The 24524-nt window shown below is 73.1% G+C and carries 16 protein-coding genes; 8 read left to right on the forward strand and 8 right to left on the reverse strand.

Annotated elements, in window-relative coordinates; translation table 11 throughout:
• Positions 1–160: 160 nt before the first annotated feature.
• Positions 161–3376, reverse strand: a complete 3216-nt coding sequence (locus Q8791_RS25005) for a BTAD domain-containing putative transcriptional regulator (protein ID WP_330094250.1) — start codon at positions 3374–3376, stop codon at positions 161–163.
• A 108-nt stretch (positions 3377–3484) separates the two neighbouring features.
• Between Q8791_RS25005 and Q8791_RS25010 the strand changes: the two genes are divergently transcribed.
• The 4 genes from Q8791_RS25010 (at position 3485) to Q8791_RS25025 (ending at position 7300) form a co-directional block, all read left to right on the forward strand.
• Positions 3485–4246, forward strand: a complete 762-nt coding sequence (locus Q8791_RS25010) for an SDR family oxidoreductase (RefSeq protein WP_330094251.1) — start codon at positions 3485–3487, stop codon at positions 4244–4246.
• Positions 4247–4591: 345 nt separating this feature from the next.
• Positions 4592–5482: a LysR family transcriptional regulator gene (locus Q8791_RS25015; protein WP_330094252.1), complete on the forward strand. Its 891-nt coding sequence runs from the start codon at positions 4592–4594 to the stop codon at positions 5480–5482.
• 103 nt (positions 5483–5585) lie between these two features.
• Positions 5586–6671, forward strand: a complete 1086-nt coding sequence (locus Q8791_RS25020; protein ID WP_330094253.1) for an S-(hydroxymethyl)mycothiol dehydrogenase — start codon at positions 5586–5588, stop codon at positions 6669–6671.
• A complete protein-coding gene (locus Q8791_RS25025; RefSeq protein WP_330094254.1) occupies positions 6668–7300 on the forward strand; it encodes an MBL fold metallo-hydrolase in 633 nt (210 codons plus the stop codon). The genes Q8791_RS25020 and Q8791_RS25025 overlap by 4 nt, the downstream gene beginning before the upstream one ends.
• Before the next feature lie 90 nt (positions 7301–7390).
• On the opposite strand, the gene Q8791_RS25030 is transcribed toward Q8791_RS25025, so the two are convergent.
• Both Q8791_RS25030 and Q8791_RS25035 read right to left on the reverse strand, forming a co-directional pair.
• Positions 7391–7858 carry a GNAT family N-acetyltransferase gene (locus Q8791_RS25030; RefSeq protein ID WP_330094255.1) on the reverse strand — a complete coding sequence of 156 codons (468 nt, stop codon included), beginning with the start codon at positions 7856–7858 and terminating at the stop codon, positions 7391–7393.
• Between the two features lie 10 nt (positions 7859–7868).
• Positions 7869–9038 carry a glycosyltransferase family protein gene (locus Q8791_RS25035; RefSeq protein WP_330094256.1) on the reverse strand — a complete coding sequence of 390 codons (1170 nt, stop codon included), beginning with the start codon at positions 9036–9038 and terminating at the stop codon, positions 7869–7871.
• A 273-nt stretch (positions 9039–9311) separates the two neighbouring features.
• On the opposite strand from Q8791_RS25035, the gene Q8791_RS25040 reads away from it, so the two are divergent.
• A complete protein-coding gene (locus Q8791_RS25040) occupies positions 9312–12650 on the forward strand; it encodes an ATP-binding protein (protein ID WP_330094257.1) in 3339 nt (1112 codons plus the stop codon).
• On the opposite strand, the gene Q8791_RS25045 is transcribed toward Q8791_RS25040, so the two are convergent.
• A complete protein-coding gene (locus Q8791_RS25045) occupies positions 12553–13170 on the reverse strand; it encodes a YHS domain protein (RefSeq protein ID WP_330094258.1) in 618 nt (205 codons plus the stop codon). The two genes, Q8791_RS25040 and Q8791_RS25045, sit on opposite strands and share 98 nt — an antisense overlap.
• A gap of 411 nt (positions 13171–13581) precedes the next feature.
• Here Q8791_RS25045 and Q8791_RS25050 point away from each other — a divergent pair, with 411 nt between their 5' ends.
• The gene (locus tag Q8791_RS25050; protein WP_330094259.1) at positions 13582–14169 is read left to right on the forward strand and encodes a histidine phosphatase family protein; all 588 of its coding nucleotides are present in this window, start codon (positions 13582–13584) and stop codon (positions 14167–14169) included.
• A 39-nt stretch (positions 14170–14208) separates the two neighbouring features.
• Here the strand turns inward: Q8791_RS25050 and Q8791_RS25055 are convergent, their stop codons facing one another.
• From Q8791_RS25055 to Q8791_RS25070, 4 genes are all read right to left on the reverse strand, one after another.
• The gene (locus Q8791_RS25055; RefSeq protein ID WP_330094260.1) at positions 14209–15843 is read right to left on the reverse strand and encodes a pyruvate, phosphate dikinase; all 1635 of its coding nucleotides are present in this window, start codon (positions 15841–15843) and stop codon (positions 14209–14211) included.
• Positions 15840–16466, reverse strand: a complete 627-nt coding sequence (locus tag Q8791_RS25060) for a transcriptional regulator (RefSeq protein ID WP_330094261.1) — start codon at positions 16464–16466, stop codon at positions 15840–15842. Before Q8791_RS25060 ends, Q8791_RS25055 begins: the two co-directional genes overlap by 4 nt.
• A 495-nt stretch (positions 16467–16961) precedes the next feature.
• Positions 16962–17444: a DUF4352 domain-containing protein gene (locus Q8791_RS25065; RefSeq protein WP_330094262.1), complete on the reverse strand. Its 483-nt coding sequence runs from the start codon at positions 17442–17444 to the stop codon at positions 16962–16964.
• Positions 17445–18315: 871 nt separating this feature from the next.
• Positions 18316–19845 carry a fatty acyl-CoA synthetase gene (locus tag Q8791_RS25070; RefSeq protein ID WP_330094263.1) on the reverse strand — a complete coding sequence of 510 codons (1530 nt, stop codon included), beginning with the start codon at positions 19843–19845 and terminating at the stop codon, positions 18316–18318.
• 989 nt (positions 19846–20834) lie between these two features.
• Here Q8791_RS25070 and Q8791_RS25075 point away from each other — a divergent pair.
• Positions 20835–22799: a P-loop NTPase family protein gene (locus Q8791_RS25075; RefSeq protein ID WP_330094264.1), complete on the forward strand. Its 1965-nt coding sequence runs from the start codon at positions 20835–20837 to the stop codon at positions 22797–22799.
• Positions 22800–22811: 12 nt separating this feature from the next.
• Positions 22812–24461, forward strand: coding sequence for a type 1 periplasmic-binding domain-containing protein (locus Q8791_RS25080; RefSeq protein WP_330094265.1), 1650 nt, complete (start codon positions 22812–22814; stop codon positions 24459–24461).
• Positions 24462–24524: the final 63 nt, after the last annotated feature.

The raw sequence follows: 24524 nt of genomic DNA on the forward strand, positions 1-24524 counted from the left end.
CCCGCCGTCCCCCGGCGGGCACCGCCTCTCCCCTTCCCGCCGTCCCCTCCGCCCGGCCGCGACCGGCCCTGCCCGTGCCACGGGCGGCACCGGTCGCGGCCGGGCGTCCCCGTCTCCACGACACCGTGTCCCGGGCCGGTCCGGCGTCCTGGCACCCCGCTCAGCCGGAGCGGGAGCCCGCCCGGATCCGCCCGGTGATCCGGTCGACGTCCCAGCGCTCGGCGGCGGGCAGCGGGGTGCCGACCCCGTCGCGCAGGGCGTGGGCGCGTTCCAGGAGTGCGGCTGCGCCGTCGTACTCCCCCGACAGGGAGCGCGCCCCGGCCAGCCCCTCCAGGGCGAGGGCGACGGCCCGGGGGTCCCCGCTGCGCTCGGCCTCCGCGAGTCCCTCCCGGTGCAGGTCGAGCGCCCCGGCGGCGTCGCCGCGCTGCTCGGCGACGAACCCCAGCTGGGTGAGGATGAACGCGGTCCCGATCCTGCCGTCCGCACGCCGGTTCCACTCCAGGCGGTGGCGCAGCGACCGCTCCGCCAGGTCCAGGTCGCCCCTGCGGCGCGCCGTCAGCGCGATCCCGGCGTCGGCGAACTGCTCGGCCGGCGCGTCGGAGTGCTCCTGCGCCACACGCAGCGCGCGGGTGTGCAGGGCGTCGGCGCGGTCCAGGTCGCCGTCCAGGAACGCGATCCTGCCCAGGCCGGACAGTGTGAGGGAGACCGTGTGCCACAGCCGCAGCTCCTCGGCGATCCTCAGCCCCTCCGTGTGCCGTTCGGCCGCACCCGCGAGGTCCCCGAGCGCCTCCACCGTCTGGGCGAGGACGTCGGAGGCCTGGAGGACGCCCCACCGGTCCCCCAGGTCGCGCAGGACCCGCTCGCCCTCGGACGCCAGGCGCAGGGCCTCCTCGAGGGAGCCCCGGACGAACGCGGTCTGGGCGAGGGCCACCTGGCAGACGGCCGCACCCCAGGGGTCGCCCGCCTCCCGTGCCGCGGCGTGGGCCTCCTCGGTCCGCCGCGTCGAGCGGTCCAGGTCTCCGAGCCCCCAGCGGGTGAGCTCCACGAACCAGGCCAGCCGGGCGCGGACGGCGGGGTCCGGGACCCGGGCGAGGTCGTCGGTGACTGTGGCACGCCTGGCGCGGTCGTCCTCGGACGCGGGAACGGACAGGGCCGTCCGCCACACGGAGACCTCGGCGCGCGCGGCCCCGGCACGCCGGGCTCGACCGTCCTGGTCCTCTGCCTCCGGGGCCTGTGCGTCCGCGGACAGGTCGGGGAGCACGGACAGCACGGCGTCCAGGGCCGCGCGCGCCTCCCCGGTGCGCCCGCGCAGGTACCGGTACCAGCACAGGGCGCTCGCCAGACGGGCGGCCAGGACTGCGTCGCCCTCGCCGACCGCGAACTCCAGGGCCGCGCGCATGTTCGCGTTCTCGCGGTCCAGGCGCCCCAACCAGTACCCCTGGTCGGCGCCCCGCAGGAGGGAGTCGGCGCGTTCGGCCAGGTCGGCGAAGTGCGCCGCGTGGCGTGCCCGGGCCCTACCCTCCTCCCCGGCCTCACGCAGGCGTTCGAGCGCGTACGCGGCCACCGACTCCAGGAGGTGGTAGCGGGTTCCCGCGGGGTGGTGGGCGGCTACGACGAGCGACCGGTCGACGAGGGAGCCGACCAGGTCCAGCACCTGTGCCGGGGCGACGTCGTCCGCGTCGGAGCAGACCTCCTCGGCGGTGGCCAGGTCGCAGCCGTCCGCGTGGACCGCCAGGCGGGAGAGCACGGCGCGCTCCGGGGCGGCGAGGGGTTCCCAGCTCCAGTCGATCACCGCCCGCAGGGTGCGCTGGCGTGCGGGCGCGTCGCGGCGCCCCACCCCGAGGAGCGCGAAGCGGTCGTCCAGGCGGGCGGCGAGGTCGGCCGCCCGCATGTGGCGCAGCCGGGTGGCGGCCAGTTCGAGGGCGAGGGGGATCCCGTCCAGGCGGCGGCACACCGTGGCCACGGCGGGTGCGGTGTCGGCGTCGAGCACGAACCCCGCGACGGCGGCCCGGGCCCGGGCGGTGAAGAGCCGGACGGCGCCTGAGGCGGCGAGGTCCTCGGGGGTGTCGGCTCCGGGCTCCGGGAGGTCCAGCGGGGGAACCGCGTACAGGTGCTCGCCGGTGACGTCGAGGGGCACCTGGCTGGTCACCAGGACGCGCAGTCCCGGGACCGCGCGCAGCAGCCGGGAGACCGCGGCGGCGACGGGGTCCACGACGTGTTCGCAGTTGTCGAGGACCAGGAGGGGGTGTGCGCCGCGCAGGAGTTCGGCCACTCTGTCCAGGAGCCCCGGGCCGGAGGCGGCGCCGTCGTCGCGCGCCCCGAGGGCGGCGGCCAGGACGGGGACGGGGTCGCCTCCCGGTGGAAGGCCCGCGAGTTCCACGAACCGCACACCGCCGGCCGGCTCCCCGGCCGCCACCGCCAGGGCCAGCCGGGTCTTGCCGACCCCTCCGGGGCCCGTGAGGGTGACCAGGCGCCGGTCCCCGGTCAGGGAGCGCAGGGCGCGGAGGTGGGCGTCGCGTCCGACCAGGTCCCCGAGGGGGGCCGGCGGGAGACCGGCCCCCGGGGACGCGGTGTGCCGCTGCTCCGGGGGCCGGGACCCCGGCTGGGCGGCCTGCTCCCGGCCGCGCACCGGACCCAGGGCGGGGTCCTGGGCCAGGACGGCGCGGTGCAGGTCCGTCAGCTCGGGACCCGGGTCGATCCCCAGTTCTCCGGTGAGCCGCGCGCGGAGGCGTTCGTAGGCGGCGAGCGCCTCGCCCTGGCGGCCCGCGCCGTAGAGGGCGCGGATGTGGGCCGCGTGGAGGCGTTCGCGGTAGGGGTGCCGGGGCGCCTCGTCGGCGAGCTCGGCCACGAGGGCGGAGTGCTCGCCCAGGTCGAGGCGGGCCAGGGCGCGCTCCTCGAGTGCGGTCACCCGCAGTTCGTCCCACCGCGCGGCGGCGGACAGGACGGGTTCGGCGTCCGCGGACTCGGGGAGGACCGGGCCGCGCCACAGGTCGAGAGCACCGGTGAGCAGGTCCGCCCTGGTGCGGGGGTCGGCTGCCGCGCCCGCCCGCCTCAGGAGGTCCTCGAACCGGGCGGCGTCGACGTCGTCCGCCTCCAGCAGGTAGCCGGGGGCGCGGTGGCGGACCAGGGAGCGCGCCCCCGGCTCGGCGCGCTCCAGGTCGCCGCGCAGCTGGGAGACCCGGGCCTGGAGGACGGCGGTGGGGCGGGTCGGCGGGTGCTCCCCCCACAGGTCGCGGACGAGGCGGTCGGCGGGCACCAGCCTTCCCCGGGCCAGCAGCAGGGACACGAGCAGCGCGCGGACCTTGGCGTCGCCGATCCTGACGGGCTCGTCCTCGTCGGTCCACACGGCCAGCGGACCCAGCACCCCGAATCGCATGCCCCAACCGTAGTGTCCCCGTGGGGGACCCGTGGCGGCCGCGGCCATCGTGGTGCTCACACGGGGAGGCCGCCGGGCCTCCCCACGGGGAGACACCTGGTGGGAAACATGAGCGAGTACAGCGGCAAGCGGGCCGTGGTGATCGGTGGGACGCACGGCATGGGCCTGGGCGTGGTCGAGGACCTGGTCGCCGGAGGGGCACGGGTCCTGCTGACCGGGCGCAACGAGAAGAACCTGGAGGAGGCTCGCGGCAGGCTGGGGCCGGAGGTGCACGTGGTGCGCGCCGACGCCGCGGACCTGGCCGACACCGAGGCGCTGGCCGAGATCGTGGAGTCGGCCCTGGGCGGGATCGACTTCCTGCACGTCAACGTGGGCACCTCGGAGTTCTCCCCGTTCACGGAGGTCACCGAGGAGTCCTACGACCGGATGTTCGCGGTCAACACGAAGGGGGCGTTCTTCACGGTGCAGCGGCTCCTGCCGCTGGTCGCCGACGGGGGGTCCATCGTGTTCACCACGTCGGTCACCAACGTGGGCGGGGTTCCGGGTATGAGCGTGTACACCGGCACGAAGGCGGCCGTGCTGGGCTTCTCGCGGGTGCTCGCCTCCGAGCTGCTGCCGCGCCGGATCCGGGTGAACACGGTGGCGCCGGGCTTCGTCGACACCCCTTCCATGGGGGTCCTGGGCCTCACGGAGGAGACCAGGGGAGAGTTCATGCGGGTCGGGGACGAGGCGACCCCCATGGGCCGCCACGGCACCATCGCCGAGGTCGCGCGGGCCGTCCTGTTCCTGGGGTTCGAGGCCACCTTCACGTCCGGCGCCGAGATCCCCGTGGACGGCGGTCTCGGCCTGGGCCTGAGCACGTCCCTCTAGTGTGCTGACCGGAGAGGTTGGTGACGCGGGTGGCGGGAGTGCCGCTGATCGCCGTGTGGAACCGGTGGTGACCGTCGTGGTGCGACCACCCCGTGAACGCCTCTGAGCGTTCGGCCTCGCCGGCGCAGTGGCGGGCGTGGGCCAGCCCCTCGGCCGGGGTGGGGTGGGTCCGCTCCACCGTGCCGTTGGTCCGGGGCCGGTAGGGGCGGGTGCGCTGGTGCTCGATACCGGCCCCGGCGCCCGACCCGCCACGGGCACGGGAACGCTGCGGGGGCCGGCCCGGCGGTCCGCAGCGGTCCCGTCGATCCGGTCAACGCGGTCAACGCCGCTGGCTAGGCTGTCGCAGTGGAGCTTCGACAGTTGAGACACTTCGCCGCGGTGTGCGAGGAGCAGCACTTCACCCGCGCCGCCGAGTACCTCGGCATCACCCAGTCAGGTCTGTCCGCGTCCATTCGCGCGCTGGAGAAGGACCTCGACACCCAACTCCTGCTGCGCACCACCCGGCGCGTGACCCCCACCCCGACCGGTCGGATGCTGTGGGCCGAGGCCCAGCGCATCCTCTCCGCCGCCGACGGCCTCAGGGACCTGGTCGCCGACCGCCACGGGGTACGCGGCGCCCTGGCGCTGGGCACCGAGCAGTGCATGGGAGTGGTGGAGGCGGCGCCCCTGCTGCACGCCTACCGCTCACTGCACCCGGAGGTGGCCATCAACCTCCAGCAGGCGGCGACGGGGCAGCTGATGGACCAGGTGCGGGCCGGGCGGCTGGACGCGGCCCTGGTGGCGGGCACGCTCGACGGCGAGGAGGGCGTGGACCTGCTGCACATCACGGAGGAGCCGCTGATGCTGCTGGCAGGCCCCGACCACGCGATCGACGCCGGGGACGTGCTGGACCAGCTGGCGCGGGAGGACTACGTGGACCTGCACCCGGGCTGGGGCGCGCGGGACTGCGCGGACCTCGCGTTCGCGGAGTTCGGCATCACCCGCAGGGTGGCCCTCCAGGTCAACGACGTGTACACCCTCCTGGACCTGGTGCGCCGGCGGATGGGGGTCGCGGTCGTACCGCGCCCGGTCGTGGACAAGCCGCAGGCGGCGGGGCTGCTGAGCGCACCCCTGCCCGGCGGCACCCGGTGGCGGGTCGGGCTGGCGACGCCCCGCGGGGCCCACCCCTCCAGCGCGACGCGGGCCTTCCTCGACCTGCTGCGCGACGAGCACCCGATTGATGACTCCCACGCGTGAATCCCACACATCTCACATGTTGGACATGTGTGATCCCGGTGGGGCATGGTGGCGGGAGCGAAGCCCTCCGGCTCCGCCGAACAGCCACGTCTTGGGAGCAGAGATGTCTCAGCGGGTACAGGGTGTGATCTCCCGTGCCAAGGGAGCACCCGTCGAACTGACCACGATCGTCGTGCCCGATCCGGGCCCCGGGGAGGCCGTGGTCAAGGTGCAGGCGTGCGGGGTCTGCCACACCGACCTGCACTACCGCGAGGGCGGCATCAACGACGAGTACCCGTTCCTGCTCGGCCACGAGGCCGCGGGCGTGGTGGAGTCCGTCGGCGAGGGCGTCACGAACGTCCGGCCCGGCGACTACGTGGTCCTGAACTGGCGGGCGGTGTGCGGTGAGTGCCGCGCCTGTCGGCGGGGACGGCCCCAGTACTGTTTCGACACGCACAACGCCACCCGGAAGATGACGTTGGAGGACGGCACCGAGCTCTCCCCGGCCCTGGGCATCGGCGCGTTCGCCGAGAAGACCCTCGTGGCCGCCGGGCAGTGCACCAAGGTCGACCCGAAGGCCTCACCGGCCGCCGCCGGGCTGCTCGGCTGCGGGATCATGGCCGGGATCGGCGCCGCCGTCAACACCGGCGGCGTGACCCGCGGCGACTCGGTCGCGGTCATCGGCTGCGGAGGCGTGGGCTGCGCCGCCGTCGCCGGGGCCCGCCTCGCCGGGGCGAACCGGATCATCGCCGTGGACCTGGAGGACCGCAAGCTCGACCAGGCGCGCGGGTTCGGCGCCACCCACACGGTCAACGCCTCCGCCGCCGACCCCGTCGAGGCGATCCGCGAGCTGACCGGCGGTTTCGGCGCGGACGTGGTCATCGACGCCGTCGGCCTGCCCTCGACCTACGAGCAGGCGTTCTACGCCCGCGACCTGGCGGGCACCGTGGTCCTGGTGGGCGTGCCCACCCCGGAGATGCGCCTGGAGCTGCCCCTGCTGGACGTGTTCGGCCGCGGGGGCTCCCTGAAGTCGTCGTGGTACGGCGACTGCCTGCCCTCCCGCGACTTCCCCATGCTCGTCGACCTCTACCTCCAGGGCCGCCTGGACCTGGACGGCTTCGTCAGCGAGGAGATCGGCCTCGGGGACATCGAGGAGGCCTTCGCCCGCATGGAGCGCGGCGACGTCCTGCGTTCGGTGGTGCGGCTGTGAGCGGCGCGCGCGTGGAGCACCTGACCACCTCCGGGGTGTTCGCCCTGGACGGCGGCGAGTGGGAGGTCGACAACAACGTCTGGCTGGTCGGTGACGACGAGGAGGTCGTGGTCGTCGACGCCGCCCACGACGCCGACGCGATCGTCGCCGCTGTGGGCGGGCGCCGGGTCGTGGCCGTGGTGTGCACGCACGCGCACAACGACCACGTCAACGCCGCCCCCGCGGTGGCCGACGCCGTCGGCGCGCCCATCCTGCTGCACCCCGACGACCGGGTGCTGTGGGACATGACCCACCCGGACCGGGCCCCCGACGGGGAGCTGTCCGACGGGCTGCCGGTGACCGTGGCCGGAACCGACCTGACCGTGCTGCACACCCCGGGCCACGCGCCGGGAGCGGTGTGCCTGTACGCGCCCGCGCTGGGCGCCCTGTTCAGCGGGGACACCCTGTTCCAGGGAGGACCGGGGGCGACCGGGCGGTCCTACTCGGACTTCCCGACGATCGTCGGATCCATCCGCGACCGGCTGCTCACCCTGCCCCCGGACACGGTGGTGCACACCGGGCACGGCGACTCGACGACGGTCGGCGCGGAGGCACCCCACCTCCAGGAGTGGCTCGACCGGGGCCACTAGGCCGCGACGGCGGGCCCGGGCACCCGGGCCCGCCTCCACGCCGACTGCTCCCGCCCCCGCCACGCGCCGGGGGCGGGGGCGGGGGCTCCTTCAGTCGAGGAGCATCTCCGCGACCGCCTCGCCCTCCACCACCCGCCCGGTGGGCCGGAACCCCAGTCCGAGGTAGAAGTCCTCAGGACTCCCCTCCCCCGGCACCCACATCACCGTGAGCCGCCGGTTCCCGCGCCTGCGCGCCTCCTCGACGACGGCCCCGACCGCGAACCGGCCGTAGCCCCTCCGCTGCGCACCCTCGGCGATGTTGAGGCGCCAGATGCCGCAGCGGAAGTCCGGGTCCTCCTCCCCCGGTGCGAAGTTGGCCATGACGAAGCCGACGGCCCCGTCCCCGTCCAGGATCAGCCGGGGCCAGGCGGTGGCGCGGGAGGCGTAGGCCTCGGCCAGGGAGCGGACGACGGGGGCCACGAAGGCGTTCTGGTCCTCACGGACCCTGACCCCGAGGGCGGCGTCGACGTTCTCGGGGGTGATCTCCGCAGTGCGGAGCAAGGGGTGGGGTGTGGTCATGGCAGGCAGCCTACGGTCGGGGACCGTGCGGCACCACGGGTTTTCCGGCAGGCCGGGCGGGTGGGCCGACCCCCTCGAACCGGGTCCCGTACTCCATGGCCGCGAGCACCGCCGGGGCCGACTCCTCCGCCCGCGCCACCAGTCGTTCCGTGTCGGCGAAGAGCCGCAGCGCCCCGGGTGCAAACGTGCCCAGCGCCCGCACCACCCAGGGCTCGTCCCACCTGTCACGCAGCCACGCCACCGTGCCGGGCCAGTGCCGCTCCTGCACCGCACCGCAGGCGACGGCGGTGAGCCAGGTGTCGAAGAGGGGGTCGGCGCCCTCCCCCGCGGACGCGCCGTCCGCCGCGATCTCCCCGACGGCTCCGGGGAACCCGCCCTCGCGGAACTCCCGGCGCAGCTCAGGTTCGGTCGCGCCCCACTCGACGAGGACCTCCAGCAGGGGCCGGTGGGACTCGGGCACGTCGTCGGCGGGATCGACGGCGACAGCCGTTCCGGTGTTCCAGCGCAGGAACGGCAGGAGCGGCGGCACCTCCAGCACCTCCGCGCCGAACCGGGCGCCCTCCCGCGCGAAGCAGACCGCGTGCCGGGCCCCGTGTTCCCCGTTGCCCTTGAGGCTCGCCAGCTCGCGGTGCTCCACCAGGTTGGGGACCGTCGCCAGGGTCCGGATCCCCCTGCCGCGCAGGAAGGCGAGGGCTGCCCGGTCGTCGGACCTGCCGTCAGCGCCCTGCATGAACGCGCCCATCTCCACCGCGAGCTCCCGGGGAAGGACCATTCCCAGGGTGGGCATGTACGGGTTGATCACCGGAACCGCTCCGGCTCCGGCGAATACCGCCCACCGGGCCAGGCAGGCGGTCCGCGAACCCCATTCGACGAAAAGGGCGAGGGCCGCGTCCGGGTGGCTCTCCACCGCGCTGCGCACCGATTCCAGGAAGTCGTCGGACAGGCGGACGTCGTCCTGGAGGACGAGGTGGTGCGTGCTCTCGGCCGCACCCGCCAGCGAGAACGCCACCTGTGAGCTGCGCAGCGAGCTGGGCGGACCGTCCGGATCGGGGTCGAGGGCCAGGGCGGCCCCCGGGAGCGCCAGGGCGTCGAGGACGCGCTGGGCGCAGGCCCGCCGGTCCGGGTGGGACATCACGGCGGCGGACAGCACGACGGAAGGGGAAGAGGGGCTGATCGGCATGCCGGGACACTACAAGAAAAACCCGAAAAGGCAAGCACGAGAAAAGAATGGAATTCCTTTTTCTGCCGCCGACCCGGCCAGAGTAACACAGGATTTCCATGGATTTCCATTTTCCTTTTCTCTCCCGAAGGGGCCCGGGAAACCCGGCCCGGAGGCGCCCGGGCCCTCGCCGGCCCCCTCTCCGCGAGGGCGGCACATCGCCCGGGGCGGTGCCGCTGCCGCGAACCCGCGGGGCCCTCACGGGGCCGCCCGGCCCTCGGGGACAATGCGGGTATGCGTGTCGGAATCCTGGGTCCCCTCCGGGTGGTCGCCGACGGCCGGACCACGGACGTCGGCGGCGCCCTGCTGCGTGCGCTCCTCACCCGCCTCGCGCTGGACGCGGGCCGCCCGGTCGGCCACGGCGCCTTGTCGGAGTCGATCTGGCCCGAGTCCGCCACGGCTCGGGAACCGGAGAACCCGGCGTCCGCGCTGCACTCCCTGGTGTCCCGGCTGCGCCGCGCACTCCCCGTTCCCGGTGTCCTGCGCTCCGAACCCGCCGGGTACGTCCTCGACCTCGCCGCCGACGCCGTCGACGTCCTGCGCTTCGAGCGCCTGGCCGGTGAGGGGCGGGACGCCCTGCGGGACGGCCGTCCCTCCGCGGCGGCCGAGCACCTGTCACTGGCCCTCTCGCTGTGGCGCGGCGACCCGCTGGCCGACACCGCGCACCTGCCCTTCGCCGTCGGGGCGGCGATCCGCCTGGGCCGGCTCCGACTGGGCGCGGTCGAGGACCGGGTCGAGGCCGAGCTCGCGCTCTCCGGCACCGCCCCGGGCGCGCGCGTCGACGAGCTCGAACGGCTCGTCGTCGACCATCCGCTGAGGGAACGCCCGCACGCACTGCTCGTCGCCGCCCTGGACGCCGACGGCAGGCGCGCCGAAGCCCTCGACGCCTACGAGTCCTACCGCGCCCGCCTGGCCGAGGAGCTGGGCACCGATCCGGGGCCGCGGCTCCGGGAACTGCACCTGCGGGTGCTGCGCGGCGGGCGCCCGGCCGGGCCCGCGGCGACGAGGGGCAACCTCAGGTCCGCCCTGACCAGCTTCGTCGGCCGCGGGGACGACCGGCGGCTCGTGGCGCGACGGCTGGCCGAACACCGGTTGGTGACGCTGGTGGGCCCGGGAGGGGTGGGCAAGTCCCGGCTCGCGTCGGTCGCCGCCGACGACGCCCTGCCCGACGCCGGCGCCCCCGACGTACCCGGTGCGGGTCACGGCGCGGGCGTACGTGCTGAACGGGTCTGGCTGGTCGGACTCACCGCGGTCGCCGACCCCGGCGACGTCCCGCACGCGACCGCCCGGACGCTCGGCCTGCGGGTGTCCTCCGACCCCGTCGCCCTCCTGGCCGCGGAGCTGGCGGCCACCGACACCCTGCTCGTCCTCGACGACTGCGAGCACGTGGTCGACGGCGCCGCCCGGCTCGCCGAGGAGCTGCTCGGACGCTGCCCCCGGTTGCGCGTGCTGGCCACCAGCCGCGAGCCGCTGGGGGTCACGGGGGAAGCGCTGTGCCCGGTGTCCCCCCTCCCGCCGGGGGACGCCGTCCGGCTGTTCACCGACAGGGCCGGGGAGGCCAGCCCCGACTTCACCCCCACCGAGGGCGTCGACCGGATCTGCAGGCGCCTGGACGGCCTGCCCCTGGCGATCGAGTTGGCCGCGGCCCGCCTCCGGTCGATGCCCCTCCCCGTGCTCGCCGCCCGGCTGGACGACCGGTTCCGGCTGCTGACCGGCGGCAGCCGCACCGCCCTGCCCCACCACCGGACCCTGCGCGGGGTGGTCGCGTGGAGCTGGGACCTGCTCACCGGGGCCGAACGCCGCGCGGCCGAACGACTGTCGGTGTTCGCCTCCGCCCTGACCGCGGAGGCGGCCGAGGCCGTCGGGGTCGAGGAGGAGATCCTGTACTCGCTGGTCGACCGGTCCCTGCTCGTGGCGGACGGCGACCGCTACCGCATGCTGGACACCATCCGCGAGTTCGGCCTCGAACGCCTGGACGGGGCCGACGGCGTCCACGGCGCCAGGTCCGCCCACGCCGCGCACTTCCTGGACCTGGCCGGGCGCGCCGAGCCCCGGTTGCGGGGGCACGGACAGGTGGAGTGGCTGTCCCGGCTGTCCGACGACCGCGACAACCTCGTGGCCGCACTGGGCTTCGCCCGCGACAGCGGGGATGCCGACACCGCCGTGCGCCTGGGGTCGGTGATGGGCATGTTCTGGGCCGTCAGGGGCGACCACGCCACGGCGGCGCGTCAGCTCCGGCCGGTTCTGCTCGCCGCGCCGGTCGCGGCCGCCGGCGCGGGGGACGCGCCCCGCACCGGGGCCCGGGGCACGGGGACCGGGAGAGACGTCCCCGGCCGTGCGAAGGAGCCCCTTCCGGCAGGGGACGAGGACCCCCTCCAGCGCGCCGTCGCCGCCTACCTCCTCAACGCCCTGCTCGCCGGGGAGCTGTCGGGGGCGCGCGACGCGCCCGCACCGGCGGGCACCGGCACCGCCGTCGAGGCCTTCGTCGCGGCGATCCTTGACCTGGCCGACGGATCCCCCGCAAGCGGCCTGTCCTCCCTGGAACCCCACCTGGAGCACCCCGACCCGTGGACGCGGGCGATGCTGTGGCTGGTCCGCTCCTTCCTCGACGCCGCATCCGGGAACAGTCCGGCGGGGGTCCGCGACCTCACCCGGGCCGTGGCGGGGTTCCGCGAGGCCGGGGAGCGGTGGGGCCTGTCGTTCGCCCTGATGTGCCTGGCGACCGCGCGGACCGCCTCGGGCGAGACCGACGCGGCCGTCGCCCTGCTGGAGGAGGCCCGATCCCTGACCCGTGAACTGGGCACCCACGACGGGCAGCAGGTGTGGTTGGCGATGGTGCGCGTCGACGCCGGTGACGCCGAGGGGGCCAGGGCCGAGCTGCTGGGCGTGGTCGCCGAGTCCGCGTCCACCCGCCTGGTGGCACGGGCCCGCGTGTGCCTGGCCGACCTGGCCCGCGCGGACGGCGACCTGGCGGAGGCCCGGCGCCTGCTGGGGCTCACCGCGCGTCTGGAGCAGGACGAGGAGATCCCGGACCGCGCCCTGTACGGGACCGCCGCCGGGTTCCTCGCCGTGGCCTCCGGCCGTCCCGACGCGGCGGCACGCCACCTCACCGGGGTGTTCGGCCTGGTCGAGGCCGTACCGGACATGCCGATGCTCGCCCACGTGTGCGTGGGCCTGGCCGACCTCCTCCGGCTCCGAGGAGCCCCTGAGCGCGCGGCGGAGGTGCTGGGCGCCGCCCGCGTGCTGCGAGGCGGCCCGGGAGGCAGCCACCCCGACGTGGCGCGGGTGACCCGGGACCTGCGCACGCACCGCGCCGCCGTGGAACGCGGCGGAGCCCTGTCCCCGACGGGGGCCCTGGCACTGGCCAAGGGGGTGGCAGACGCCCTGGCCGGAGGCGAGGGGGCGGACCGGGACCCCGTCCAGGCCGCTCGGTCCACCCCTCCCGTACCGGCCCCGGTCTCCCGAGGCACGGCGCTCACCCCCGCGCGGCGGCCTTCTGCCGCTTCTCCAGGAACTCCTCACGACAGGCCGTGCAGCAGAACCCGTGGAGGGTCCCCTCCCACTCCAGGGTGATGGCCGTGTCGTTCAGCGGCACGTACATCTTGCAGATCGGATCGAGGACCGCCCGTCCCCGCTCGTACTCCTCCCGGTAGGGCTCGTTCATGAGCTCGACGATGCCGTCCGAGTCGGTCGCCCTGCCGAGCAGCCCGTAGCTGCCCTCGGTGACTCCCAGCACCTGGACCTGCACGACGGGCTCCAGGTAGGGGCGTCGCGCGTCGGACTCGACCTCGGAGATCACCTTGGTGACGTAGGTGATCATGTGCTCGCTCATGGCCTTGCGCCACGGCGCCGGAACATGGATCCGCACGAGGTACCGGGGAGCCGCCCCGGACTCCAGGAGCCGCTGGTCGACCACCCACAGCTCCGGTTCGTGGACGACCACCTGGAGCAGGGAGCCCAGAACCGCCTCCCACCCCTCCTGCGTCTCCTCGCCGTGGGTCAGTTCGACCACGTTGCCCAACCGCTCGGCCAGACGGCGGCGCGGCTCGGCGCCGAGGGAGCCCCGGGGCACGAAAAGTTCGATGAAGATCATCGGTGAACACCTCCACCCCGCACGTTGCCGGACCCGCCTGTCGGACGCCTGCCGAACGGCTGCCAGAGGGCTCCGGCCCGGTCGGGCGAAGGGCGCGGGCGCCGTCCGTGCCGTCAACCGCCCGATCGGCGTCGGCGGAGCCTCAGCACGGACGTCGGGCTCCGCCGACCCCCGGGATACTTTCAGATGTTAGAATCATCCGAATGATGTGAACATCTCACTACGGTTGTCCAGGTGGGGAGCAGCGATGGTTCGTCCGACGCGGAACGCGGTGCGCCCGCCCCCTCCTAGCGGACCCGCGCCGGGGGGCGGGGACAGGTGTCAGGGCCCGCCCCGCGGGGCGGGCGGAGCCGCACGGGGACCCGGTCGCCCCGCGCGGTCCTCGGCGCGGGCCGGAAGGGCGGTCTGACCATGGCGACTCGGCGCCTGTACGTGGTGCGCCACGGCGCGGCGGACCCCTTCGGGGAGTTGACCGACGTCGGGAGGCGGCAGTCGGAACTGGTCGGGGAGCGCCTGGCCGGCCTTCCGGTCGACACCGTGTGGCACTCGCCCCTCACCCGGGCGGTGGGCTCCGCCCGGATCATCGGCGGACACCTGCCCGGCGTCGCCGTGCGGGCGGCGGCCGAACTGGCGGACCACGTGCCGTACGTACCGGACGAGATGCCCCCCGCGTGGGCGGGGTTCTTCGACGGGTACGACGCGGCGGAGGCCGCTGCGGGCAGTGCCCTCGCGGACGCGCTGATCCGCAGGTTCGCCCGCCCCGCCGAGACCGGGACACACGAGGTCCTGGTCACCCACGCCTACCAGGCGGCCTGGCTGCTGCGGCACGCACTGGACGCGCCACCGGCGCGGTGGCTCGGGCTGAACTGCGGGAACACGGCGCTGACCGCGATCGAGTACCGCGACGGCGCGGACCCGACGGTGCTGTCGTACAACGACATGGGCCACCTCCCGCCCGAACTGCGTTGGACGGGGTTCGGGCCCGGCACCCGGCCGTGAGCGCCGGTCCGGCGCGTCGAACCGACGCGCCGGGCCGGTCTAGCCGCCGTGACGGAGTACGGCCTGGGCGTCACCGAGACGCCGGGCCTCATCGCGTTCGGAGCGGTCTCCCGACACGTCGTCGGCCCAGGCGAGCAGTCGGCGCAGGTGGGCGTCGGCCCCGGTCGTGACGACGCGGGGGCGGCCGAGGGCGACTTCGCCGCCGGTCCCGTCGATGGTGACGAGGGCTCCCTCGCCGACGGTGCGGCCGCCGGCGGTCACCGTGGCGCCGGCGGCGTCGACCTCCAGTCCAGTGACCCCCACGACGGCGGGCTTTCCCATCGCCCGTGCGACGACCGCGGCGTGGCTGGCCGGCCCGCCGCGGGCGGTGACGATCCCGGTGGCTGCGGCCAGGCCCCGCATGTCGTGCGGGGAGGTCTCCGGGCGCACCAGGACGACCGGGCCGTCCGCGGCCATGCGCACCGCCCCGTCGGCCGTCGTCGCCACCCTGCCGACCGCAACCCCGGGACAGGCGCCCAGCCCTCTGGCCAGGATGTCGACCGTTCCCGCCGTCTCCATGCGGGGTGTGCGAACGTGCCGGAGATGGTGCGGTGAGACCCTGAGCAGCGCCTCCCGACGCCCGATCACACCCTCGTCGGCCAGGTCGGTCGCGACGCGGACGGCGGCGCCCCCGACGAACCGGCCGGGGCGCACCTGCAGCATCCACAGTTCGCCGGTCTGGAAGGTGAACTCGACGTAGCACGCGTCCCGGTAGTGCCCCTCGATCCGGTCCAGCGCGTCGAGCAGACCGCTCCACACGGCCGGTTCCCTTTCGGCGAGTTCACCCAGGGGCCGGGTCAGTGCTCTGCCGGAGACGACGTCCTCGCCCTGGTGTCCGAACAGGACCTCGCCGAACGGGGCGTTCTCCCCGGTGTTGGGATCGCGGCTGAACGCGACCCCGGTGCCGCTGTGCCCGTCGCGGTTCCCGAACACCATCTCCTGCACGATCACGGCCGTGCCGAGGTCGTGCGAGACGTCGTGCAGTTCACGGTAGGTCCGTGCGCGCGGTGTGTCCCATGACGAGAACACGGTTCCGACCGCCAGCTCCAACTGGCGGGCCGCGTCGTCCGGGATCGTCCGACCGATCCGCTGCCGGACGCGGTTCTGGACCGCTCCGATCGCCTCGGCGGCGCGGACCTCGTCCGCGCCGTCCCCCTGCCCGGGCACCCCGCCGAAAAGGACTCCCCCGCCGCCGGAGTCCGAGCCCGTGAGGGCGGAGGCGAAACCGGACAGGAACCGCAGCCGAGCGTGCAGCGCGAACCGCCGGTCGCCCGTCTCCGCCGCCAACCCGGCTGTGGCCGCGTCCGTGAGGCCGAGGTTGAGGATCGTGTCCATCATGCCCGGCATCGACACACCGGCCCCGGAGCGGACGGAGACCGCCAGCGGCGCCCGTGGTCCCCCGAACCGGCGCCCGGTGGAGGCTTCGAGCGCGGTGACGGCCGTCGCGAGTTCGCCGTCGAGGTCCTCCGGAAGGCGTCCCTCGCGCAGGAACGCGCGACACGCGTCCGTGGTGACGACGAACCCGGCGGGCACCCGCAGCCCGAGGCGGTGGAGCGCCACGAGGCCGTGCGCCTTGCCGCCCAGTGTCCCTGCCGTCCCCGTGGTCTGCGCGGAGAGCGGGCGGATCCACTTCATCGGGGGATCCCGAGTGTGGCCAGCAGGTCCTCGTGAAGCTCCGCCCACACGGTGTGGTACGACACGGTGCTGTCGGCCACGTGCTCCAACTCGCCCGAGGCGGCGCGGTCGAGGGCTCCGGCGAGGCGGGTCCGGTAGCGGCCGAACCGGGGCAGTGCCGCGGACAGGTCGGCTCCGACGACGGCGGCCCTTCGGTCGAACCCGGCGAACCGGTCGAGGACGCGGGCGTCGTAGGACGGGTCGCTGTGGTCGTTGACGGTCATGACGCCGTCGACGGATCGGAGCTGCCACGCCGTGCAGAGGTCGAGCAGCTCCGGGTTGAGCACGAGAAAGCCGTCGTACGCCGCTGTCACGGCGGTCCGGGCGCCCGCCGCCTCCAGTTCGCCGGTGATCCGCTCCGCGTCCGCGAGACGTCCGTCTGCGGTCAGGCCCCACCCGCCGAAGCCACCGGCCTCATGCGTGACGAGACCGGCGACGGCCAGGTCGATCAGCGCGGACTCGGCGTCGGACTCACCGAGTCCGGTGGCCGCGGCCACGCGGGCGAGGCCGGAGTGGCCGCCGCAGCGCAGGGCGTGCAGCACCAGGAGGCCGGTGTCGGCCGCTGGCGTCCCTGCCCCGGTCATGTCCCGCCTCCCCGTGGTCGCGCGACGGTGGGGAGACCGGCGGCCGAAGCCGCACAGGCGGATCCGCGCCAGTCGGGCCGGGGGACGACCCCGCCGCCCCGGACGCCCACGGCGCCCACCGCCCCCTCACCGGCCTCCGCCGGTCCGACCGCCGCCACCGGCACGGGCGCACGTGGGCGCTCCAGCCGCGGCACCCGGGTCAACCGGACCATCACCACTCCTCTCCTGGACCAACGACATCAGGATACTCTCACAATCTGGATGTTCTGAACATCTGGATTTCGGTACGGCTGGGACCGGAGAGGAGCGACAGTGGGACCCGCGCCGACCACGACGCCCCCTGTGCCGGGCGACCGTTCCCCCGTCGCGCGGAGGACGGGCGCGTGGCGCCGCGCCGCCCGGATGACGCCGGCCCCGCCCCGGCATGCGAACCCCGGACGCCCGCCGTCCTCGCAGGCGTCCGGGGTGGTCGGACGGGCCGGATCGGCCGGGCCGTCAGTCGAGCTGGACCAGCAGCGGACCCTCCCCCGACTGCGCGTTCCGCACCTCGACAGCCGTGATCTCGGCCCCCTCCGGCACGTCGACGGTGACGGAGCCCGACACCTGGTCCCCCGGATCGATCTGTTCCCCGAACAGGGGGTCGTCCCCCGTCCCGCTCGAGGAGTACGTGTTCCCGTCGGCGTCGATGAGGCTGACAGCGGAATCGTCGAAGACCGCGGCCTCGGTCCCGGAGTTCTCCACGGTGACGTTCACGAGGACGAACTCGCCCTGCGCCTCCTCCTCGGGCGCGTCACCCGAGGTGGCGGCCTCCTCCACGTCGGTCACGGTGACCACCCACTGCCCGACCGTGCCGGGCTCACCCATACCGACGCTCTCACCCGACTCCTCCTCGACGGGCCCTCCGGCGAACAGCGCCACCGTGCACGCGACACCCAGGATGAGGACCAGCAGGGCGGCCCCGCCGCAGCCGAGCAGCACCCAGGGCCACGCCCTCCTCCTCGACGGAGGCCGCCCCGGCGGCGGCTGCTGGGGGTACTGGGGGCCACCCGGCGGTTGTTCGTGCACGGCACACCACTCCCCCACGTGAAAGCCCGCCCCGGACAGGCGGAATCCCTTTCCTCCAGGGTCGCTCACCCGGGCGGGGAATCAGGGAACGATCCGTCAAAGGATTCCCGTACGGGAATCGAAGGACCGACAATTCGCGGGCAAGTCCGAGCCCCCGCGGCAACCGGAACCGCCCCGGAGGAGAACTCCGGGGCGGTCCGGGGCAGGGCCGGTCAGCTCTCCTGCGCGACCGAACTCCGGTAGACGGCCTGGGCGACCTGGCCGAACAAACCCTTCGGGTGGTTGCGGAACAGCGGTTCGGTGCCCAACAGCACCACGGACGCGCCCCGGTCCGCGACTCCGCTGACCAGGGACGCGTGCCCGGCCGCGGCGTCCTGGCCGCCCGCGCCGGTGGCGCCCGCACGCCAGTGCCCGGCGACCAGGGGCCCGTCCGCGGAGTAGGCCTGCTCGACGGCGACACCGTCGCCGAGCTCGGTGAACCACCCACAACGCCAAACGGACTGCCGAGTGCCGACTGTCGAACGAGTCCGTCGAGCACCACCTGCTCAAGCTGGAGTCGGCGACGGCCATCCGAGAGGCCGGCTGGTGTGCGGAACTGGAGGGGAGGGCAGATGGCGGATCCTGGCGCAGGGCCGTATACCGTCCACGGCCGCGCCCCGGCGACGCTGTGCGGCACGGGTGGTGTGGAGTCCGAACAGCCCCGTCCGCGTCCACCCCCTTCACACCACAGCGCCGTTGAGCGGCCCTGAGCTGTCGAAACGCTTCCACCGGGCCGGCAGGGCGTTCAGACGGGGCGGGCGCGGAGCTCGCGCTTGAGGATCTTGCCCGAGGCGTTGCGCGGCAGCTCCTCCACCAGCCGCACCGCCTTGGGCGCCTTGAACGGCGCCAGGCGCTGACGGACATGCTCCACCAACAGCCCCGGCAGCGCGTCCGCGTCCGCCCCCGGCGCGGGGACCACGTAGGCCGTCACCGCCTCGATCCACGTCTCGTCGGCCACCCCCACCACCGCGGCCTCGGCCACCCCCGGGTGCGCGAACAGCACGTCCTCGATCTCCCGGGAGGCCACCAGCACGCCGCCCGTGTTGATCACGTCCTTGATCCGGTCCACGACCTCGATGTATCCCCCGGCGTCGGCGCGGACCAGGTCGCCGGAGTGGAACCACCCGTCCCGGAACGCCTCCGCCGTCTCCTCCGGCTTGTCCCAGTACCCCTGGCACAGCTGCGGCGACCGGTACACCACCTCGCCCAACTCCCCCGGCTCCACGTCCCGACCCTGCTCGTCCACCACCCTCAGCTCCACGAACAGCGCCGCCCGCCCCGCCGACGCCGGCCGCTCGGCGTGCTCCTCCGGTCTCAGCACCGTGGCCAGCGGACCGATCTCGCTCTGCCCGAAGCAGTTGTACAACCCCAGTCCGGGCAGGGCGCCCCGCAGTCTCTCCAGCACCGGCCCCGGCATGACAGACGCCCCGTAGTACGCCTTGCGCAGGCTGGACAGGTCCCGCACGTCGAAGTCCGGGTGGTTGGCCAGCGCCACCCACAGGGTCGGCGCCGCGAAGAACGCCCCGTGCCGCCCGGCCTCGATCCGGCGCAGCAGGTCCGCCGGGTCGGGCGCCTCCACCAGCGTGTTGGCCGCGCCGACCGCCAGCCACGGCATGAGGAACACGTGCATCTGGGCGCTGTGGTAGAGCGGCATCGCGTGCAGCGGTGCGTCATCAGCCCGCAGGTCCAGGCCGGCGACGCAGGAGAGGTACTCGTGGACCAGCGCCCGGTGGGTCATCATCGCGCCCTTGGGGCGGGAGGTGGTGCCGGACGTGTACAGGAGCTGCACCAGGTCGGTGTCATCGACCTCCGCGTCGAACTCGGGCACCGGCCCGTCCAGGCAGTCGGCGAGCAGGGAGTCCGGCCCGCCGCGCAGTTCCAGGACCTGCTCGACCCCGGTCTCGGCTCGCAGGTCGTCGACGACCGACCGCAGGGCGGGGTCGACCAGGGCGATCGTGCTGCCGGACTGCCCCAGGAGGTAGGCGAGCTCCTCTCCCCGGAGCGCGTAGTTGACCGGGACGTGGACCAGTCCGGACCGGGCACAGGCCAGGAAGCCGATCAGGTAGGCGTCGGAGTTGCGCCCGTAGGCGGCGACGCGGTCCCCCTTGACCGCGCCGAAACCGAGGAGCCGGGCGGCAGCCCGTGTAACGGCCGCGTCCAGGTCGGCGTAGGTCCAGGCGCGGTCCTCGAAGGTCAGCGCGGTGGCGCCGGGCGAGCGGGCGGCGCTGCGCCGCAGGATGCCGTCGACGGTGCTGGATGTCGTCGAACCGTTCATGTGCCCCTGTGCTCCCGTCGGTCGGTAAGGCCCCGGGGCCTCCGGTACGCCCCATCCTGGAGGGTGGCGGGGGCCGGGGCAACCGTCCCGGGGGTTCTCGGGGACGGGCCCGGGAAGCACGGCGACCGGTACACCACCTCGCCCAGCTCCCCCGGCTCCACGTCCCGACCCTGCTCGTCCACCGCCCTCGGCTCCACGAACAGCGCCGCCCGCCCCGCCGACGCCGGCGCCCTCCAGTACGACGTGTACGCGGCCTCGGACATGGTCGGGACCGGACCGCTGTTGGGAGCCGCGCGGGCCAATTCCTCACTTTCTCCGATGCAACCGCGTCTCACACCGAAGAGCACCTCCGACAGGAGTGACAGGGTCCTCGGGATGGCCGATCAAGGCCGAGAACCAAGGTTTGAAGACGGAGAGCACTTCACTCTGGTAAGAACAGAAAATTTAAGGACACGGGCTCGAATCCTCATGTTCCGGGGAAGCACAGAAGACGCAAAGCTCCTCGGTCGGCCCACCCGTGCAGCGAAAGGGAAGCCTCAGCACCGGCTCGCAAAGCCACCTCGACGCGCAACCATTCTTGGCCTGGAGAGCCGACACGACTGAGGCACCGACAGCGGTGAACGGGTCGAGTCCACCGGGAGGCCCGTGGAGGTCTTCGCCGTCCCGCGCGGTCACATCCGCACAGCGGGCGATAGCGAACAAGCCATGATACAAAGAATCCACGGCAGAATATTCTACTACCGAGGGTCTGCCGCGCCAAGGGCCCTGATGCCGTCCTGCGCGAACTCCGCGGATCAATCCCTGCCGATGCCTAGGAGTTCAACAGACCAATCCCCTCACCTCGACCAGGGATTTCGAAGAAATTGCACGAAGGGGCACGGGGGCACCGTCCTCGCGTAATCTGAATTGCGGCCAGCGAATCACGCCCCCGTGGAGTACCCTCGGTCGAAGCCGATCCAGGAGATCACTCCCAGATGAAACTTCGTCCCATGTCCACTCAGGTCGACGTGTCCGGATCGACCATTCTCCGCGACCGCCCCCTGGACGAAATTCTCGATTCCTGCCGGGACGACTCGGACGAGTCCGGGAGCCTCATCGTCCACGGTCCCTCCGGGAGCGGCAAGACCACCCTGCTCACCCAGTCCAACGAGATCATGCGGCTGATCACCCCTACCGCGTTCGTCAACTGCAACGAATACCGCCCGGAGACCGTGCCGGACCTCTTCCGCGATATTCGGGACCAGTTGAGCGCCAGGATACCGGGACTGCCACGTTGCCACTTCCCGAGGCTGGACCTGGTGCTCACCGCCTTGCTCGACGGCCTCACCCCCGTCAGCGACTACACCAGATTCTGGCCCGAACTGGTCAGACACTGGAGGCGGCAGGCACGTTCCGACCGCGAAGCACGACCCGAGCGTCGTGACGATGCCGCCACGTCCGTCACCGTCGTGGTGGAGGTGAATCTACTCTTCCTCAAGTTCCAGATCGGCGCCGTCCGTCCGATCGGCCACGCCCTCGCGCTGCCGCGCAGGAAGATCGGCGCCGCCGTGGAGCAGTGGTTCAAGACCCGGGCCTGGGGCTCGCTCATCAACCCCTATCCGGAACAGGCCGGAACCGAGAAGGCGGAGCGGGACCGCGAGACAGAGTGGATGATCCAGACCAGTCACAACGAGTGGCTCGTCCACGCCTTCCTCGCCGATCTGCGCGATCAGGCCGAAGACGCCGACCAGTACCGGCGCGTGGTCTTCCTGGACGACGTCGACGCGTTGAAGCAGCCGACCAGCAGGGGCGGCGGGCTGCTCGCACTGTTCCGGTCCGCGCAGTCCTCGCCCGCCCACCAGGGGGCCGGCCGGCTACCACTGCTGCTGGTGAGCAGCACTCCCGAGAAGCCTCTCCTGAGCAGGGTGAAAGCGATCCCGGCCCCGGACTTCAGTCCCTCCGAAGCACGCGAGCTGGCGGACCGCACACCGCACCGCATCGACGACTACTTCCCCGGGCTCATCTTCGGACTTACCGGGGGATACGTGGCCGCCACCAGCTATCTGCTCCAGGATCCGGCGATCGACGGACTGCGCGCCTACAACGGACTCCAGCACCTGCTCCGCCAGAAGCGCGGCGGCGCCGAGGACGCCCCGACGCTGAAGGAGCACCTGGGCGACACCCTCATCAAGGCCCTGCTGAAACACTCCGAGCTCGACCTCAAGAGCCGGACGCTCGAAGCGCTGACGATCTGCTCGCTCGCCAAGGACCTCCAGGACGTCGATCACCTCATCCGGACCTACGACCTCGGCGAGGACCTCACCGGACTCGACGACCGCCACTGGCTGGCATGGAACGAGAACTCGGGAGCGGCACGCTCGGCCCGGGCGCTGATGATGCGGTTGCTGCTTCGCCGCTGGCAGAAGGAACCGACATGGGTGCGCTGCGACCGCGACGAAGCCTTCCGGCGGCTCGCGACGCGGTCCGACAAGGAGGCGAGCGGCCACACCCCGAACTGGTACTACTACACGCTCGGGTCCGGCGACCTCATGGCGGTGTGCCGGGAGCTCGACGCGCTGCTCGACCTGCCCGGCCGTGAGTCCGAGGTGCTCGACCTCATCCGACACACCACGTCGGTACCGCAGCCGCCGATCGACGACCCCGGCGCGGACGGCTTCACTCCGTTGCAGCGCTACGGGTTCCTCGTCCGGAACCGGGGTCCTCGTCGGTCGGACGGAGCTCCGCTGGACCACCGGCTGTCGAGGATCCTCCGCATCGTCGCCGGCAAATGGGTCATCGAGGACCCCTTCGAGAGCATGTACACCAGGGACGTGCACCTGCGCGTGAGGACCGCGTTCCACGAGCTGGGAGCCGTCTGCGAGGACTCCCACCCGTTCCAGTCCGAGGCCGAGTTCCACGAGAGCATCTCGCTGGAACGCCCGGTGAACCCACTCGACTCCGATATCGACTTCTGAGAAGGAGGACGCATGGAACACGGCCGATCCTCCATCGGGGACCTCGAGTTCCCGCTCACCCGATCCGAACTCGTGCGCAGGATCGGTCCACCGCTCCAACGGCGGCGGTTCAGGCGAACCCGGGCGGCAGTGGTCCTCTCGACGGTGGTGGCGCTCGTCGCCACCGTGGTCGGGGGCGTGTTCGGCTGGCCGCACCTGGTCTGCGGGACGGGCCTCCAACAGATCGAAGGCGAATGCGTCGGCGTCAACGACGGCTCCTATTCCTTCGAGGCGGATCTCGAATGGCTCACCAGCCGGATCCACAGCATGAACACCGAGGTCGAGGAGCTCGCCGCCTCCCGGGACGACGTCGAGGCCTTCCGTATCGTGATGATGACGTCGTTCTCACTCGACGGGAGCGCGGACCTGAGCGAGGAGCAGATCGTCCGCGCCGTCGAGGGGACCTATGTCGCACTCATGCGACAGAACGGATTCGCGGAGACCGGTTCCGGAGTTGAGGTGGTCGCCGAGGGGAGCCGGATCTTCCAGCTCTACTTGGCCAACGAGGGGAGTGTGCAGCAAGGCACCGATGCGGTCGTCGACGACCTCGAATCGATGGTCGACGACGACATTCCCCTGTCCGTGGTCATCGGGAAGTCCTCGACCACCACCGAGACAGAGGCAGTCGCCCGGGAACTGTCCGAGCTCGGGATTCCCATGGTCGCCGGCTCCTCGACCTCCACCACGATCAACAATGTGCACTCGCCCGGGCTCATCCGAGCGGCCCCCAACAACGAGGACTTCGCGGCGGCTCTGCGCGACCACCTGGACCGTCGGGCCGAGTCGGACCAGGAACCGGCCAGGGGTCTGCTGCTCGCCGACGAGAACGAGGCCGATACCTTCTCACTGGATCTGGCCGATCAGTTCCGCCGGTATCTCGACCCCTATCTCGTCCAGAACTCGCTGACGTTCCAGGGCAGCGCCGGCTCGGAGAACACGACTGTCTACTTCGATCACATAGCCAACGAGATCTGCGCGAACCCGGGGACCAACTCGGTGTTCTTCGCCGGACGGTTCTCCGACCTGGGAACCTTCCTGCGATCCCTGGAACTGCGCGGTTGCAGGGCCGAATCCGGCGTCCCGATCACGGTGTACTCCATAGAGCTCGGGCTGCTTCCGGACATGATCAGGTCCTACTCCGGCACGGAGTGCGAGCCCGCCGACGACGACTCGGCCGGGGAGCACTACCGCCTCGTCCAGGCGAGCGCCTTCGATCCCTCCTGGCTGGAGGAGGGTGCTTGGAGCCCGGAGGGGTTCGACGACTACGAGGCGGCCGTCACCACGACGGTGAGGGCCGAGACGGAAAGCACCTCCGTTCCGGAGGACTTCTACAGCGGCTACAGCCTGATCTACTACGACGCGGCCACGATCGCGGCCCGCGCAACGCTGCTGGGCTTCGAGGCGAGCGACGAGAGCACCCTGGCCGCGAGCGTCCGGAACCACCTGTTCCGGGTCACCCGCGAACCGACTGGCAGCGGGCATCTGGACTATCTGGAGGAGTTGGAGGGCCGGGGGGCGGGCCGGCACATTCCGATCCTCAGTTCCGACTGCTCGGTGGACGCCGATCCGTTCCGGACGCCTGACGTCCCCTACAACGAGCTGTACCCGGACCTGGCGAACTGAGCGGCCCCACCCCCTGCGTCCCTCGACGCCGGTTCCGGTATCCCGAACCCGCAGACGCCGGTT

This window comes from Nocardiopsis codii (assembly GCF_036327455.1).
GTDB classification, from domain to species: Bacteria; Actinomycetota; Actinomycetes; order Streptosporangiales; family Streptosporangiaceae; genus Nocardiopsis; species Nocardiopsis codii.